The sequence below is a fragment of the Mycobacterium sp. IDUB_36 genome (genome assembly GCF_055419225.1).
In genome coordinates, this window is record NZ_JBVAXH010000002.1 from 709,644 (window position 1) to 724,588 (window position 14,945).

Here is a 14,945-nt window from a genome sequence, read left to right on the forward strand (position 1 = left end):
CGATGTCGCCCGACCGACCGCACCGCACGGAAACCGGCACCATCGCCGGCGTCCTGGCGAACCTGCGGCGCGCGCCCAAGCGCGTGCGGCGCCAGTCGCGGGAGGTCGTCGAGAACGCGGTCTCGCAATTGTTCGACGCCGCCGTCCGCTACCCCCACGGGGCGTTGGGCTCGGGTGAATACCGGATCGAGGATCTGGCCCGGCTGGCTGGCACCACCACCCGCAACATCCGGGTCTACCGCGACCGAGGTCTGCTGCCGCCACCGCTGCGAGTCGGACGGATTGCGCTGTTCAACGACACCCACCTGACCCGGCTGCGACTGATCACCTCGATGCTCGACCGGGGTTACAACATCGCCCACGTCCGGGAAATGCTCAGCGCGTGGGAGGAGGGCAAAGACCTCGGCGACGTGCTCGGCCTCGAGACCGCCATCGTCGGCACCTGGACCAGCGAGAAATCCCAGAGCATGCCGGTGGCCGAGGCACAGCGACTCATCAACGACCCCAAGGCTTTCGACCGCCTGGTCGATCTGCACGTGATCCACGTCGACGACGGGCAAGCTACCATCACCCGGCCGAAACTGATCGAGGCGTTCAACGAGGTGCGCGGCTACGGAATGAGCATGGACACGCTCGTCGACCTGCACGAGAACATCACCCCGCTGATCGACCAGATCAGCGAAATGCTGGTGCGCGCCGGAGCCGAACACGTCGCCGACCGGATCAAACCCGGGGAGGCGCTGCCCGCCGACACCGAAATCGCCGAGCTGATAACGATGTTGGTGCGCTTTCGCACCCAGGCCGTGTCGTCGGTGACCGCGACCTTGGCATCGTCGATCGAGACGACCATCGAGTCGTTGGTCAGTAAGATCCTGGCCGAATACCTCGAACGTTCACCCGAAGCCGACGCCGGCTAAGACGTTTCGCGTCGCGCGACCAGGTACGGCGCCAGCGTCGTCAGCTTCTCGCAGGTCTCTTCGAACTCCCGGTCGGGATCGGACGCGGCGATGATTCCCGCGCCGGCGCGCAGCCAGGTACGCCCGTCGCGCTCGTAGACGGTACGTAACGTCAACGCCGCATCGAGTGCCCCGTCGGCGGAAAAGCGAACTACCGCACCGGAATACAACTCACGGGGGCTTTCGTCGAGCCGGAGGATGGCATCCACGCTGGGCGCCTTCGGAATCCCCGAGGCGGTGACTGCCGGAAACAACGTCTCCAACGCATCCATCCGGTCCTTGGACGCGTCGAGCCGCCCGGTGACCGTCGAGCCGAGATGCTGCACGCTCCCGCGCTCCCGCACCGTCATGAAGTCGACGACGGCGGAGCTGCCGGGCTCGGAAACCTCGTCGATCTCCTGCACCGAGCTGCGTACCGACATCGCATGCTCGACAATCTCTTTGGTGTTGGACTCGAGGTCCTCGCGGGCGGCACGGTCGTTCGCGGCGCCGCGACCCAGCGCGCGGGTGCCGGCCAGCGGCTCGGTCACCACCACGCCGTCGTCGTGCACCGCTGCCACCAATTCCGGGCTGTAGCCGAGCGCGCGAAAACCCCCGAGGTGCAGGAGAAATGAACGCGCCGGGGTGTTGTGCCTGCGCCCCACCCGGTAGGTGGCCGGGAAGTCCAGTGCGAAAGGCACATCGACGCATCGGGACAGAATCACTTTGTGGTAGTCACCGGCAACGATCTCGCCGATCGCGGTGGCGACGCGAGCCCGGTAGTTCGAGTCGTCGGCCGAGACGTCCACTCCGGAGGGCGTCGGCGCGGGTGGCACGCCGGCGCTGAGTATCCGGCTCACCGCCGCGATGTGATGATCGTCGGCATCGAACACTGTGACCGCGTCGGCGACGACGACGCGGGTGCGCGGCCAAAACACCCGCGCGAGTGGGGTCTTCGGCGCCAAGCGCTCCTGCAGTCCGAAGCGGTACGCGCCGAATTCGAAGGCGATCCAGCCGAACGCCTCGCCGGTTTCCAGCAGCAATCGATCGACGGCCTCACCCAGCACCGGTCCTGGACGGCCCGACCAGGTCTGCCGTTGCGTGACGCCATCCTGGATGATGCGGAGCTCGTCGCGGTCCAGCTCGACGACCGCGAGCGCGCCCAGGGCCAGCACCCATTCGCCGTCGTGCTCGTAGAGCAGGTATTCCTCGCCGCCGGCTTCGGCCAAGACGGCCACGAGCTCGGCAGCCAGATCCGCGGGCGCGACGCCGGTCGGCAGCGGAAACGACAATGACGCGGCACCTGCCGGACTGGTTTCGACGCCAACTTGGGTCACGATTAGTAAATTTAGCCTAACCTATTAACGGACGGGTAACTCCCGTCCGTCGCGGGCCACCAGCAACCGCTTATGCGCTGCTCGATCAGCCTTTTCCGCAGTGTGGCGCTAATCACCGACACCCTTGTCACGTCGCGTTTGCGCCCCGTTCACACCCCGGCTCCACAATGAGCCCAGCCCTGCGGTGGTCCGGGCCCGAGGCTCGTGTGACGCCGCGCTCCGACGAGAGGACAGCACTGTGTTCGTGATCCGACTGCTCGACGGCGAAGAGATCCGCGCGTCCGAGAACGACAAGCTGACCGTCAACGAGAACACCGGCGTGCTCACCGTCCATCGGGTGGACGGCTTCGAGGAAGTCACCACCCACTACTCGCCGTCGGCGTGGGCCTCGGTGACGCATCGCGTCAAGGAGCCGGTCGTGCGGCGGCCGCTGGCCGGGGCCAACAACAGGTAGCGACGCCTTACGCCGGCACGGCCTCGATGACGCAGAGCGGCCCTGCCGTCTGCACCACGCGTTGCAGCCGAAAACCGGCCCGCCGCAACAGGTCGGTCCACTGCCCGAGGCCGCGTTCCAACGCGCCCGCCAGCACCAGCATCTCCAAATCGACGTAGTGGCCCAGGAATTCACGGTCATGGTCGGGTACGACCATCTCCAGCAGCAGCAATTTCGCGCCCGGCGGGGCCGCGGCTTTGATGGTGCCGAGAATGGCGATGGCTTTGTCGTCGGCCCAGTCGTGGATGACGTTCTTCAGCACATAGGCGTCGGCGGATGGCACGCTCTCGAAGAATGACCCACCGGTCACCGCGACCCGATCGGCGACACCGTGCGCGGACAACACGGGCGGAGCTCCCTCGACCGCCTCGGGAAGATCGAACAGAATGCCGCGGGCATCGGGCGCAGCATTCAGTATCGCCGACAGCAGCAGGCCGTGCCCACCTCCGATATCGGCAATGACCTCGAATGTGCGGAAGTCGTACGCCGCGATCACGGCGGCCTCCAACACCGACGACGTCGAAGTCATCGCGTTGTTGAAGATCTCCGCGAACTCGGGGTCTTCGGGAAGGTACTCGAAGAACTCCTTGCCGAACACTTTCGGCGGGTTCGGCTCGCCGGTGCGCACCGCATCGGCCAACAGCGTCCAGTTGGCCCGGTGCTGCGGAGATCCGTAGAAGAGGGCGGCCGCCCGCATCGAGGTCGGCGAATCGGTCCGCAAGGTGTCGGCCGCCGCATTGAGCTCGAAACGCCCGTCGCGACGCCGGCGAAACACGCCACGGCTGACGAGTAGGCGCATCAGCCGCGCCAGGCTGTCGGGATCGGCCCCAACGCGATGCGCCAGTTCCTCCTTGGCCAACGGCCCGCAAGCGAGCGCATCGGCGATGCCGAGTTGCGCGGCCGCCGAGACGGCCTGCGACAGGAAAGCTCCGAAGATGATGTCCAGGACTGTGATCGGCGGAGGCGCCAGCCGCTGGTACAGCCGTCCCACGTGATGACGGACCCGTTCGATCGCACGGGCCACCCGGACCGGTGGCAGCTTCGGGGTTGGGGTCGGTGGCATCGTTCTCCTTCCAGCGATGCCCTATTGATCTACCTGTCGGTGACTCCCGCTACAATCGAATGTATGTTCGATGAACTCGAGGACGTCGATCCCGCGGCCGGGGAGTCGGCGTTGCTGGACCGCATCGCCGAGCTGGAACGGGTGAAGTCCGCCGCGGCCGCCGGCCAGGCTCGCGCGGCGGCCGCTCTCGATGCCGCCCGTCGGGCCGCGGAAGCCGCGGCTGGCATGCCGGCCGCCCGACGCGGTCGCGGAGTCGGCAGTGAGATCGCTCTGGCGCGTCGCGACTCACCGGCCAGAGGCGGTCGGCACCTGGGCTTTGCCAAGGCGCTGGTGTACGAGATGCCGCACACTCTGGCAGCACTGGCGACGGGTGTCTTGACGGAATGGCGGGCCACTCTCATCGTGCGGGAAAGTGCGTGCCTGGACGTCGAGGACAGGCGAAAACTCGATGCCGAATTATGCTCCGATCCAACCACTTTGGACGGTCTGGGCGATGCGCGGATCGCTGGCGCGGCAAAGTCCATCGCCTACCGACTCGATCCGCACGCGGTTGTCGACCGGGCCGCCAGAGCCGAAACCGAACGCACGGTGACCATTCGGCCCGCTCCCGACACGATGACGTATCTGACGGCGTTGTTGCCTGTCGCTCAGGGTGTCTCGGTGTACGCGGCACTGCGTCGCGTGGCAGACACCACGTCGGGCAACCGATCGCGCGGGCAGCTCATGGCCGACACTCTGGTCGAGAGGGTCACCGGCCGCAGCGCCGCGACGCCGACGCCGATCGCCGTGAACGTGGTCCTCACGGACAGCACACTTCTCGGCGACGACACGACCCCGGCGAATGTCACTGGCTACGGGCCGATTCCGGCCGACGTCGCTCGTGGACTGGTGTCCGGCGCCGCCACCGATCCGCGGTCAGTTGCGACGCTGCGACGGCTGTACGCCCATCCCCGCTCCGGCGCTCTGGTCGCAATGGAGTCGCGGGCCCGGACTTTTCCTAACGGTCTCGCTACCTTCATCGGTTTGCGTGACGAGCGGTGTCGCACGCCGTACTGCGACGCACCGATCCGGCATCGCGACCATGCGACGCCACACTCCCGCGGTGGGCTGACAACGGTGGCCAACGGACTGGGACTCTGCGAACGCTGCAACTACGTCAAGGAAGCCGCCGGCTGGTCTGTCAGCACGCACCTCGACGAAACCGGCAGGCACACCGCCGAATACATCACTCCGACCGGTGGGCGCCACCGATCGACAGCGCCGCCGCGCGCCCCGACAGTCGCGGTCAGCGAACTCGAAGTCAGGGTCGGTATCGCGCTGGTCCAGCACGCCGCCTAGCTCACTCCAACAGGCTGCGGACCACACCATCGGCCAGCAGCCTGCCTCGACCGGTGAGCACCAGTCGCTCGCCCTCGCGAGTCAGCAGGCCATCTGCGATCGCCGTGCCGGCGCGCTCCCGCTCGGCCTCGTCCAGCAGGGCCATGGGCAGACCCTGCCGTAACCTGATTCGCAGCAACACGTCCTCGGTGTGCCGGGTGGCCGGGTCCAGTTGCTCGAAGCCCGCGACCGGCAGCGTCGATGCCTCCAGCAGCTCGGCATACGCGTTGGGATGCTTGACATTCCACCATCGGGTATCGCCGACAAAGCTGTGTGCGCCCGGGCCCGCGCCCCACCACTGTCCGCCATCCCAGTAGCCCAGATTGTGTCGGCACTGTCCGCCGGGGCGGCTCCAGTTGGACACCTCGTACCAGTCCAGGCCCGCCTGCGACAGTCGGCTGTCCAGCAACTCGTAGCGGTGTGCGAGCACGTCGTCGTCCGGTGCTGCCAATTCGCCGCTGCGGACTCGGCGCGCCATCGCAGTGCCGTCTTCGACTACGAGGGCGTAGGCGGACACGTGGTCGACACCGGTCTCGATCGCCGTCTCGACCGACCACAGCAGGTCGTCGTCGGACTCCCCCGGTGTGCCGTAGATGAGGTCGAGGCTGACGTGCTCGAAGCCCTCGGCGAGCGCCTCGCGAGCCGCCGCCGCAGAACGGTTGGGCGTGTGGATCCGGTCCAGGACGCCCAGGACATGCGGGGCCACCGACTGCATGCCCAGCGACACCCGGGTGCAGCCCGCCTCGCGGGCGGCGGCGAAGAAATCCGGCCACGCGGATTCGGGATTGGCCTCGGTGGTCACCTCGGCGTCGTCGGCCAACTCGAAGCTGTCGTGCACCGCCCGCAGCAGGGCGGCCAGCCGTTCACCTCCGAGCAGCGAGGGGGTGCCGCCGCCGATGAAGACCGTCTGCACGGTCGGTCCGCCGAGCCTGGCCGCGGCCAACTCGAGCTCGGCCGCGACATTCTGCAGCCACGCGTCGGGGTTCACGCCGCCCAGCTCGGCCGGCGTATAGGTGTTGAAGTCGCAGTAGCCGCAGCGGGTGAAGCAGAACGGCACGTGCACGTAGATGCCGAAGGGCGCGTCGGGGCTGACCTGCACGTCGGGCAGGGCGGCCGGCGCCGAGGATGCCGTCACGTCAGCTCAATATTCCGCAGTGCGCGCTCTACCACCACAGCAGGGCTCACCTGCACCGCGTCTCCGGGTTTGGCTCACGGTGAGCGAAAGTCCCCCCTGGTAGCAGAGTCAGGCGATATTCGTGGCACAATGGTCAGGTGACCATCGCCCACCACAGCCAAGTTCGTATCCCGTTGGTGGCGCGTCGTCATATCGATTTCAAGCGTGTTTGCAGCTGTCGCTGTCCGGCTTGATGTCGTAGACCCCGCCTACCTGCACCTTCAGCTGGCTTCCGGATCTGCGCCGCCGGGACAGCCTCCGGTGGTTGCGCGCCCCACGCCGGCTGCTCCACTAGAGGAGATTGCCGAATGACGTCACCCCGCCCCACGAAGAGCCAAGGCCAGTGGGCGCTCGGTGAGCGCGAACCGCTCAATCCCAACGAGCAGTTCAAGCAGGATGATGACGCGCTCAACGTGCGCGACCGCATCCTCAACCACTACTCCACCGCGGGCTTCGACAGCATCGAGAAGAACGACCTGCGTGGTCGGATGCGGTGGGCCGGCCTCTACACCCAGCGCGAGCAGGGGTACGACGGCAGCTACACCGGCGACGAGAACATCGACCTGCTCGAGGCCAAGTACTTCATGATGCGAGTGCGTTGCGACGGCGGCGCGATCAGCACCGCGGCACTGCGCACCCTCGGTGAGATCTCGATCGAGTTCGCCCGGGACACCGCGGACATCTCGGACCGGGAAAACGTTCAGTACCACTGGATCCGGATCGAGGACGTTCCGCAGATCTGGGAACGGCTGGCTACGGTGGGGCTGCAGACCACCGAGGCGTGCGGCGACTGCCCGCGCGTCGTGCTCGGTTCGCCGCTGGCCGGTCTGTCCGTCGACGAGGTTCTCGATCCCACGCCGGCTGTCGAGGAGATCGTCCGGCGCTACGTCGGCAACCCGGATTTCTCGAACCTGCCGCGCAAGTACAAGACGGCGATCTCGGGATTGCAGGATGTCGCCCACGAGATCAACGACATCGCTTTCATCGGCGTGAACCATCCCGAACACGGTCCCGGTTTGGACCTGTGGGTCGGCGGCGGCTTGTCCACGAATCCGATGCTGGCGCAACGAGTTGGCGCGTGGGTGCCGCTCGACGAGGTCCCCGAGGTTTGGGAGGCCGTCACCTCGCTGTTCCGCGACTACGGTTACCGCCGGCTGCGGGCCAAGGCCCGGCTCAAGTTCCTGGTCAAGGACTGGGGCATCGAGAAGTTTCGCGAGGTGCTCGAAACCGAGTACCTCCAGCGCAAACTCATCGACGGCCCGGCTCCTGAGCCGCTCACCCGCCCGATCGATCACGTCGGCGTGCAGAAACTGAAGAACGGCCTCAACGCCGTCGGGGTTGCGCCGATCGCGGGCCGGGTGTCGGGCACCATCCTGGCTGCCGTCGCCGACCTCGCCGAGCAGGCGGGGTCGCAGAAGGTCAGCTTCACCCCGTACCAGAAGTTGATCATCCTCGACGTCGCCGACGACAAACTCGACGCGTTGACCGCCGGCCTGGATGCACTGGGCCTGCAGTCGAGGCCGTCGCATTGGCGTCGAAACCTGATGGCCTGCACCGGAATCGAATATTGCAAGCTGTCGTTCGCCGAAACCCGGGTGCGTTCGCAGACGCTGGTGCCCGAGCTGGAGAGCCGGCTCGAGGACCTCAACACTCAGCTGGACGTCCCGGTCACGGTGAACATCAACGGCTGCCCCAACTCGTGTGCCCGTATCCAGGTGGCCGACATCGGGTTCAAGGGTCAGATGGTCGACGACGGCGACGGGAATTCCGTAGAGGGATTCCAGGTTCACCTGGGAGGCAGCCTTGGGCTCGACAGTGGATTCGGGCGAAAGCTGCGTCAGCACAAGGTCACCAGCGACGAGCTCGGGGACTACATCGATCGGGTAGTGCGCAACTTCGTGAAGCAGCGAGACGGCGACGAGCGTTTCGCGAACTGGGCACTGCGTGCCGAGGAGGCGGATCTGCGATGAACCGCGCCGGCGACGATGCAGAGCGAAGCGATGAGAAGGAGCGGCGCCGATGAGTGGGCTGACAGAGGCCGAACTGCGCGAGCTGGCCGACAAGGGCGCCGCGGAACTCGAGGGTGCCAGCGCCAACGACCTGCTGCGCTGGACTGACGAGAACTTCGGCGGTGTCGGAGGGCCGCGGTCCTCGGCGACGTGCAACTACGTGGTGGCCTCCAACATGCAGGACGCCGTACTGGTCGACCTGGCTGCCAAGGTCCGCCCGGGAGTGCCAGTGCTGTTCCTGGACACCGGATATCACTTCGTGGAGACCATCGGCACCCGGGACGCGGTCGAGGCCGTCTACGACGTGCGGGTGCTCAACGTGACGCCCGAACAGACGGTCGCCGAGCAGGACGCGTTGCTGGGCAAGGATCTGTTCGCCAGCACGCCCAGCGAATGCTGCCGGCTCCGTAAGGTGGCGCCGCTGTCCAAGGCGCTGCGCGGATACTCGGCGTGGGTCACCGGTCTGCGGCGGGTCGAAGCGCCGACGCGCGCCAAGGCACCGGTGGTCAGCTTCGACGAGGCGTTCGGCCTGGTGAAGATCAACCCGTTGGCCACCTGGTCCGACGAAGAGATGCAGACCTACATCGACGAAAACGATGTACTGGTCAATCCTCTTGTCTACGAGGGATATCCGTCGATCGGCTGCGCACCGTGCACGGCCAAACCGGTCGAAGGCGCCGACCCGCGCAGCGGCCGCTGGCAAGGCCTGTCGAAGACGGAATGCGGGCTGCACGCGTCGTGACGTCACTCGTCCTCGCGGCGCACGGAAGTCGAGATCCGCGGTCGGCCGCCAATGCCCGCGCCGTGGCCAATCAGATCCGATTCATGCGTCCCGGCCTTCGGGTCCGCGTCGCGTTCTGCGATCTGAACTCGCCGCGCATACCGGATGTGCTGACCCCGGACTCGGTGGTGACACCGTTTCTGCTGGCCGACGCGCACCACGCACAGGTCGACATTCCGCATCAGATCGCGAGCTCCGGCGTCCCGGCGCGGCAAGCCGCGGTACTCGGTGAAGACGACCGGCTGGTGGCGGTCATGCGGCAGCGCTTGGCCGAATCGGGTGTCGGCGTGCATGACCCGGAACGTGGCGTGATCGTGGTCGCGATCGGCTCCACGCACGCCGCGGCCAACGCCCGCACCGAGCAGGTCGCCGACAAGCTGAGCGCGGGATCGCAGTGGGCCGCTACAACGATGGCGTTCGCCACCGGTGGCGGGCAGTCGCCCGCCGAGGCCGTGCTCCAGCTGCGCCGGCGGGGCGCGCGGAGCCTGGTCATTGTGCCCTGGTTTCTGGCACCCGGCCTGTTGACCGATCGCGTCGCGAAATACGCCGCCGCGGAGTCTATTCCGATGGCGGCGCCGCTCGGCGCCCATCGCTTGGTCGCCGAGACGGTGCTGGACCGATTCGACACCGCGATAGCGCGGCGCGTTGCGGCCTAGCCGAACACGCTCGCCAAGGGTTGCGATTCCGTTGATGCAGCCTTAACGGAGGGTTACGGTAGCCCTCATCATGACATCGCCAGCAGCATCAGAACCCGAGAAACTCGGCCCGCCCAGTCCCGAGCGCCCCGTCAACCGGTGGGCGATCGCGACGTTCGCACTCGGCTTGGTCAGCCTCGTCCCGCTGAGCCTGTTCTCCGGGGTCGTCGCGCTGGTCAAGACCCGGGATGGCAAGGAGTCCGGACGAGGCCTCGCGGTTGCCGGCCTGATGATCTGCGTGCTGTGGGCGGCGGTGTGGGCCTACAGCCTCTGGCCGAAGAATGGTCTGATCACCGGAACGCTGCAGTCCGATCGGGTCGGCATGTGCTTCCGCGGCGACGTCAATTCACCGGTCAGTTGCGACAAGCCGCACACTGACGAGGTTTTCGCGATGCTGCGGCTGTCGCGCTTTCCGGACAGCGACGCCGAACAGCGAGAGATCGACAACCGATGTAAGACCGAGCTGCCCAAATATTCGCCGATCGCCAGCCGCGACCCGGGCATCCAGGTGGACGCGTGGTCGCCGGGTGCGGAGTGGAAGCAACTCGACACCCACGCGGCCGGCTGTGTCGCCCATTCCAGTCACGACCGGGCCCAGTCGATCAAGCTCGGACCAGCATTCAGCTGGAACTCACCCTGAGCCCCTCCGCGTCGGCATCGACGTCATCGCCGCCCGGCACCGTCGTCGCCGGCAGAGTAGGCACCCGGGTCGCACGGACATAGACCGTGTCGCCTTGCTTCAAGCCGAGAGCTTCGGCGTCACCGCGGGTGATCTGGGCAATGAACGGCCGGCCGGTGGCGGCGTTGGTGAGTTCGACACGAACCTCGAAACCCAGCACGACGACCCGGTCGATGGTGGCCCGGATCACGCCGGTGGCCTCGGCGGATCCGTCGCCGGCCGCGATCGCCATATCGGGGTTGCGACCCACCCGGATGTCATGCGGGCGAACAAGAGTCCCGTTCAGCGACGAGACCGCACCCAGGAACGACATCACGAACGGGTTGGCCGGGGTGTCGTAGACCTCGCTCGGCGATCCCACCTGTTCGATGCGCCCGTCTTTGAGCACCGCAATCCGATCCGCGACGTCCAGCGCCTCGGCCTGGTCGTGGGTGACCAGCACGGTCGTGACGTGCACCTCGTCGTGCAACCGGCGCAGCCAGGCCCGTAGATCGTCGCGGACTTTGGCGTCGAGGGCGCCGAACGGTTCGTCGAGCAGCAGCACCTGCGGGTCGACCGCCAGCGCCCGCGCCAATGCCATCCGCTGGCGCTGCCCGCCGGAAAGTTGGCTGGGGTAACGGGTTTGGAAGCCGCTGAGGCCCACCACCCCCAGCAGATGGTCGACCTTCTCGGCGATCTCGGCTTTGGGCTTGCGCCGGATCTTGAGGCCGAAGCCGACGTTGTCGCGCACGGTCAGGTGCTTGAACGCCGCGTAATGCTGGAATACGAAGCCGATGCCACGACGTTGCGGCGCGACGGTGGTGACATCGCGGCCGTTGATCGTGATCGTCCCGGTGTCGGGTTGGTCGAGCCCGGCGATGGCGCGCAAGAGAGTTGACTTGCCCGATCCGCTGGGGCCCAGCAATGCCGTCAAAGACCCGGTGGGAACGTCGAAGTCGACGTTGTCCAATGCGATGAAGTCGCCGTAGCGCTTGTTGGCGCCGCGTACGGTGATGGCGTTCTCAGTCATTGCGCCGGTCCTCCCCTGTCATGCCTGCTTGGCTGCCCGGTTGCGGCGAGCATCCAGAATCACCTGAACGATCAGAACCAGAACCGACACCGCCATCAGCAGCGTCGAAAGTGCGTATGCGCCGTACTCGGCGCCGCGGTTGTAGCGGTCGGACACCAGCAGCGTCAGGGTCTGCGACTGCCCCGGGAGATTGGACGACACGATGATGACCGCGCCGTACTCGCCGAGGGTGCGGGCGATGGTCAACACGACGCCGTAGGTCAATCCCCAGCGAATCGACGGCAGGGTGATCCGCCAAAACGTCTGCCACCAATTCGAACCCAGCGTTGCGGCCGCCTGCTCCTGATCGGTGCCAATCTCGTACAGCACCGGCTCGACCTCGCGCACCACGAAGGGCAGCGTTGCGAAAATGCTGGCCAGCACGATGCCCGGCAAACCGAAGATGATCTTGAAGCCGAAGTCCTTCTCGACGAACCCGAGTAGCCCGGCCGATCCCCACAGCACAATCAACGCGACACCGACCACCACCGGCGACACCGCGAAGGGCAGATCGATGATCGCCTGCAGCACACCCTTGCCGCGAAAACGGTTGCGCGCCAACATCAGCGCGGTCGGGATACCGAAGACCACGTTGAGCGGCACCACGATCGCCACCACCAGCACCGACAAGTTCAGCGCGGAGATCGCCGCCGGAGTGCTGACCCAGTCGATGAATTGACCGATGCCGGGCTGGAACGTCCGCCACAGGATCAACCCCACCGGGACGACAAGCAGGACCGAGACATAAGCCAGGGCCAGAAACCGAAGCAGATAACGAACCGCCGGAGAGAGCGTCATCAGGCCAGCTCCTCCCGCTTGGCGGCGCGCGATCCCACCGTGCGCAGCACGAAGAGCACGACGAACGAAATGGCGAGCAGGACAATCGAGATGGCCGCGGCGCCGGTGCGGTCATCGTTCTCGATCAAGGTGCGGATCCACTGCGAGGACACCTCGGTCTTGCCCGGCACCGCGCCACCGATCAGCACCACGGAGCCGAATTCGCCGATCGCCCGCGCGAACGTCAGGCCCGCACCCGTCAACAACACCGGTGTCAGCGAGGGCAACACCACGGTGGTGAAGATCGTTGCGTTGTTGGCCCCCAACGACGCCGCCGCTTCCTCGGTCTCGTGATCGATCTCGAGCAGAACCGGCTGCACGGCCCGCACCACAAAGGGCAGCGTGACGAACGCCAGCGCCACGCCCACACCCCACGCGGTGTGCTGCAAGTGCAGACCGACCGGAGAATGCTTGCCGTAGAGGGCCAGCATGACCAGGCTGGCCACGATGGTGGGCAGGGCGAACGGCAGGTCGATCAGAACGTCGACCAACCGCTTACCCGGGAAGTCGTCGCGGACCAGCACCCAGGCGATCAACAACCCGAACACCATGTTGAGCACGGTCACGCCCGCCGAGATGGTCAACGTCACGCGGAACGACTCGATTGCCGCGTTCGAGGTGATCGCGAGCCAGAACGCGTCCCAGCCGCCACCGATCGACTGCCACAGGATTGCCGCCAGCGGCAACAGCACGATGACCGACAGCCACACCACCGACACGCCCACCCGCAGCGATGTGCCGTTGTTGATCAACTTGTTGCGGCCCAGGGGTTTACCGCCACCGGTGCCGCCGGACAATTCCCGGGTGATCGCCGTCGTCATCCGGTCGCCTGCGTGTAGATCTTGGTGATGCTGCCCGACTTCTTGTCGAACAGCTGCGAGTCGACAGTGGGCCAGCCGCCGAGATCGGCCAGCGTCCACAATTTCTGCGGCGCCGGGAACTGATCACGGACCTGCGCGGCGACCGCCGGGTCGACCGGGCGGAATCCGGCTGCCGCCCAGACCTTTTGGGCCGCCGCGGTGTACTGGAAGTTCTTGAAGGCGACGGCGGCGTTCAGATGGGGGCTGCTGGTCACCACGGCCACCGGGTTCTCGATCTTGATGGTCTGCGGCGGGTTGACGTGGATGATCGGCTTTCCCTGTCGCTCGGTGGCCAATGCCTCGTTTTCGTAGCTGATCAGAACGTCGCCACTGCCCTGGACGAACACGTCGGTGGCTTCGCGTCCGGACCCGGGCCGGAGTTTGACGTGCTGACCGACGAGTTTGCGGATGTAGTCCAGGCCGGCCTGCGGGTCGCGGCCACCGTTGCTCTTGACCACATACGGCGCGAGCAGATTCCACTTCGCCGAACCCGAGCTCAACGGACTCGGCGTGACGACGTCGACGTCGGGCCGGAGCAGGTCGTCCCAATCCTTGATGTTCTTCGGGTTGCCGGGCCGCACCACCAGGGTCACGACCGATCCGAACGGGATCCCCTTGGTGGCGTCGGAGTCCCAGTCCTTGGCGACCTTGCCGGCTTTGACCAGCCGGGTGACGTCCGGCTCGACCGAGAAGTTGACGATGTCGGCGGGCTTGCCGTCGACGACGCCGCGCGACTGGTCCCCCGATGCGCCGTAGGAGGCGATCACCTGGATGCCCTTGCCCTCCGGCGATGCGTTGAACGCCGGGATCACCTTGCTCCAACCGGGCTCGGGAACCGAGTAGGCGACCAGCGTGATGCTGGTGTTCGCACCGCTCGGTCCTCCCCCTCCGACGACATCGCTGGCGCCGCCGTGGCATCCGGCGATCAGGCCCGCGGCGAGGCTCAACGCGACAACGTGGCGCCACCCGACGGGTTTCTTGTCGTCGTCGAACAATGGTCGACCTTTCGGAAGTGAACCTGACATCTGACGGATCCCAGTGCGAAGGAAAGCGAGTTTCGGCGCGCGTGGGCAGAAGGTCAGCGACAACAATGCACGTCAGCGACGGCGCAATTTCCCACGGCAATAAGCGCCAAGATGTGGCACTCGGTACTGCCGGAGACTGCGTGCATGGGCGAAGCGTAACAGAATCTTTTCGGCCCGCAGCTCAAGCCCGGTGCAGGTCAGCGGGTCAACAGCCAGGCGACGATGACCAGCACGATCAGCGCGACCAGCACCAGCGTGACCCGCGATCGCGGCATTCCGGTATTTCCGCTCATCCGGCATCTTCGTCGCTGTGCCGGATCCCGCGCATCACCCGAAGACCGCGGCCCAGCGCGCCGTCGAGGGCTGCCGCGATCACGTAGGCCAGCACCAGCACGACCGGCATGACCACGATCGTCTGGAAGACAAACCCCAGGCCAGAAAGCCACAGCTCGACGCCGTCCCACCAGTTCAGGATCGCGTTCATCGCGCTCACCCTACTAAGCTGATTCCCGCACGTCTCGTGGCAACAGGAATCCGGTGAAAGCCCGGGGCGGTTCCGCCACTGTGAGGGCCTCGGCGTCCAGCCGGCGGTCCGAGCCAGACACTGGTCACGGGGCGCTCCATCACACGGG

General features: G+C 66.5%; 17 protein-coding genes and 1 riboswitch. Of the genes, 8 read left to right on the top strand and 9 right to left on the bottom strand.

Annotated elements, in window-relative coordinates; genetic code table 11:
- Window positions 1-2: 2 nt before the first annotated feature.
- A complete protein-coding gene (locus ACZYW1_RS21640; protein WP_463788507.1) occupies window positions 3-917 on the top strand; it encodes a MerR family transcriptional regulator in 915 nt (304 codons plus the stop codon).
- Here ACZYW1_RS21640 and ACZYW1_RS21645 read toward each other — a convergent pair.
- Window positions 914-2,272, bottom strand: coding sequence for a salicylate synthase (locus ACZYW1_RS21645; protein ID WP_463788508.1), 1,359 nt, complete (start codon window positions 2,270-2,272; stop codon window positions 914-916). The genes ACZYW1_RS21640 and ACZYW1_RS21645 overlap by 4 nt on opposite strands.
- A 238-nt stretch (window positions 2,273-2,510) precedes the next feature.
- Here ACZYW1_RS21645 and ACZYW1_RS21650 point away from each other — a divergent pair, with 238 nt between their 5' ends.
- Window positions 2,511-2,726, top strand: coding sequence for a hypothetical protein (locus ACZYW1_RS21650; RefSeq protein WP_292990090.1), 216 nt, complete (start codon window positions 2,511-2,513; stop codon window positions 2,724-2,726).
- A 7-nt stretch (window positions 2,727-2,733) separates the two neighbouring features.
- Here the strand turns inward: ACZYW1_RS21650 and ACZYW1_RS21655 are convergent, their stop codons facing one another.
- Complete coding sequence (locus ACZYW1_RS21655; protein ID WP_463788509.1) at window positions 2,734-3,828, bottom strand: methyltransferase; 1,095 nt, start codon at window positions 3,826-3,828, stop codon at window positions 2,734-2,736.
- 63 nt (window positions 3,829-3,891) lie between these two features.
- On the opposite strand from ACZYW1_RS21655, the gene ACZYW1_RS21660 reads away from it, so the two are divergent.
- On the top strand, window positions 3,892-5,166 hold the full coding sequence (locus ACZYW1_RS21660; protein WP_463788510.1) for an HNH endonuclease: 1,275 nt from the start codon (window positions 3,892-3,894) through the stop codon (window positions 5,164-5,166).
- Window position 5,167: 1 nt separating this feature from the next.
- On the opposite strand, the gene hemW is transcribed toward ACZYW1_RS21660, so the two are convergent.
- Window positions 5,168-6,340: a radical SAM family heme chaperone HemW gene (hemW, locus tag ACZYW1_RS21665; protein WP_463788511.1), complete on the bottom strand. Its 1,173-nt coding sequence runs from the start codon at window positions 6,338-6,340 to the stop codon at window positions 5,168-5,170.
- Between the two features lie 137 nt (window positions 6,341-6,477).
- Here hemW and ACZYW1_RS21670 point away from each other — a divergent pair, with 137 nt between their 5' ends.
- The 5 genes from ACZYW1_RS21670 to ACZYW1_RS21690 all read left to right on the top strand — a co-directional run bounded on the left by ACZYW1_RS21670 (window position 6,478) and on the right by ACZYW1_RS21690 (window position 10,504).
- Window positions 6,478-6,573, top strand: a complete 96-nt coding sequence (locus ACZYW1_RS21670; RefSeq protein WP_463788512.1) for an Ms4527A family Cys-rich leader peptide — start codon at window positions 6,478-6,480, stop codon at window positions 6,571-6,573.
- Between the two features lie 114 nt (window positions 6,574-6,687).
- On the top strand, window positions 6,688-8,349 hold the full coding sequence (locus ACZYW1_RS21675) for a nitrite/sulfite reductase (RefSeq protein WP_463788513.1): 1,662 nt from the start codon (window positions 6,688-6,690) through the stop codon (window positions 8,347-8,349).
- Window positions 8,350-8,398: 49 nt separating this feature from the next.
- Window positions 8,399-9,130: a phosphoadenylyl-sulfate reductase gene (locus ACZYW1_RS21680; RefSeq protein ID WP_463788514.1), complete on the top strand. Its 732-nt coding sequence runs from the start codon at window positions 8,399-8,401 to the stop codon at window positions 9,128-9,130.
- A complete protein-coding gene (locus tag ACZYW1_RS21685) occupies window positions 9,127-9,825 on the top strand; it encodes a sirohydrochlorin chelatase (RefSeq protein WP_463788515.1) in 699 nt (232 codons plus the stop codon). The genes ACZYW1_RS21680 and ACZYW1_RS21685 overlap by 4 nt, the downstream gene beginning before the upstream one ends.
- Before the next feature lie 70 nt (window positions 9,826-9,895).
- Entirely contained in the window at window positions 9,896-10,504 is a 609-nt protein-coding gene (locus tag ACZYW1_RS21690) for a DUF4190 domain-containing protein (protein ID WP_463788516.1), read from the top strand.
- On the opposite strand, the gene ACZYW1_RS21695 is transcribed toward ACZYW1_RS21690, so the two are convergent.
- From ACZYW1_RS21695 to ACZYW1_RS21720, 6 genes are all read right to left on the bottom strand, one after another.
- Window positions 10,485-11,552, bottom strand: coding sequence for a sulfate/molybdate ABC transporter ATP-binding protein (locus ACZYW1_RS21695; RefSeq protein ID WP_463788517.1), 1,068 nt, complete (start codon window positions 11,550-11,552; stop codon window positions 10,485-10,487). The genes ACZYW1_RS21690 and ACZYW1_RS21695 overlap by 20 nt on opposite strands.
- A gap of 18 nt (window positions 11,553-11,570) precedes the next feature.
- Window positions 11,571-12,389 (bottom strand): sulfate ABC transporter permease subunit CysW, encoded by an 819-nt coding sequence (cysW, locus tag ACZYW1_RS21700; protein ID WP_463788518.1) that lies wholly within the window; start codon window positions 12,387-12,389, stop codon window positions 11,571-11,573.
- A complete protein-coding gene (gene cysT, locus ACZYW1_RS21705) occupies window positions 12,389-13,249 on the bottom strand; it encodes a sulfate ABC transporter permease subunit CysT (protein WP_463788519.1) in 861 nt (286 codons plus the stop codon). The genes cysW and cysT overlap by 1 nt, the downstream gene beginning before the upstream one ends.
- Entirely contained in the window at window positions 13,246-14,313 is a 1,068-nt protein-coding gene (locus tag ACZYW1_RS21710) for a sulfate ABC transporter substrate-binding protein (protein WP_463788520.1), read from the bottom strand. The genes cysT and ACZYW1_RS21710 overlap by 4 nt, the downstream gene beginning before the upstream one ends.
- A 53-nt stretch (window positions 14,314-14,366) precedes the next feature.
- Complete coding sequence (locus ACZYW1_RS21715) at window positions 14,367-14,459, bottom strand: Ms4533A family Cys-rich leader peptide (RefSeq protein ID WP_363114511.1); 93 nt, start codon at window positions 14,457-14,459, stop codon at window positions 14,367-14,369.
- Between the two features lie 143 nt (window positions 14,460-14,602).
- Window positions 14,603-14,797: a hypothetical protein gene (locus tag ACZYW1_RS21720; protein WP_463788521.1), complete on the bottom strand. Its 195-nt coding sequence runs from the start codon at window positions 14,795-14,797 to the stop codon at window positions 14,603-14,605.
- A gap of 20 nt (window positions 14,798-14,817) precedes the next feature.
- Window positions 14,818-14,940: riboswitch (cobalamin riboswitch) on the top strand.
- Window positions 14,941-14,945: the final 5 nt, after the last annotated feature.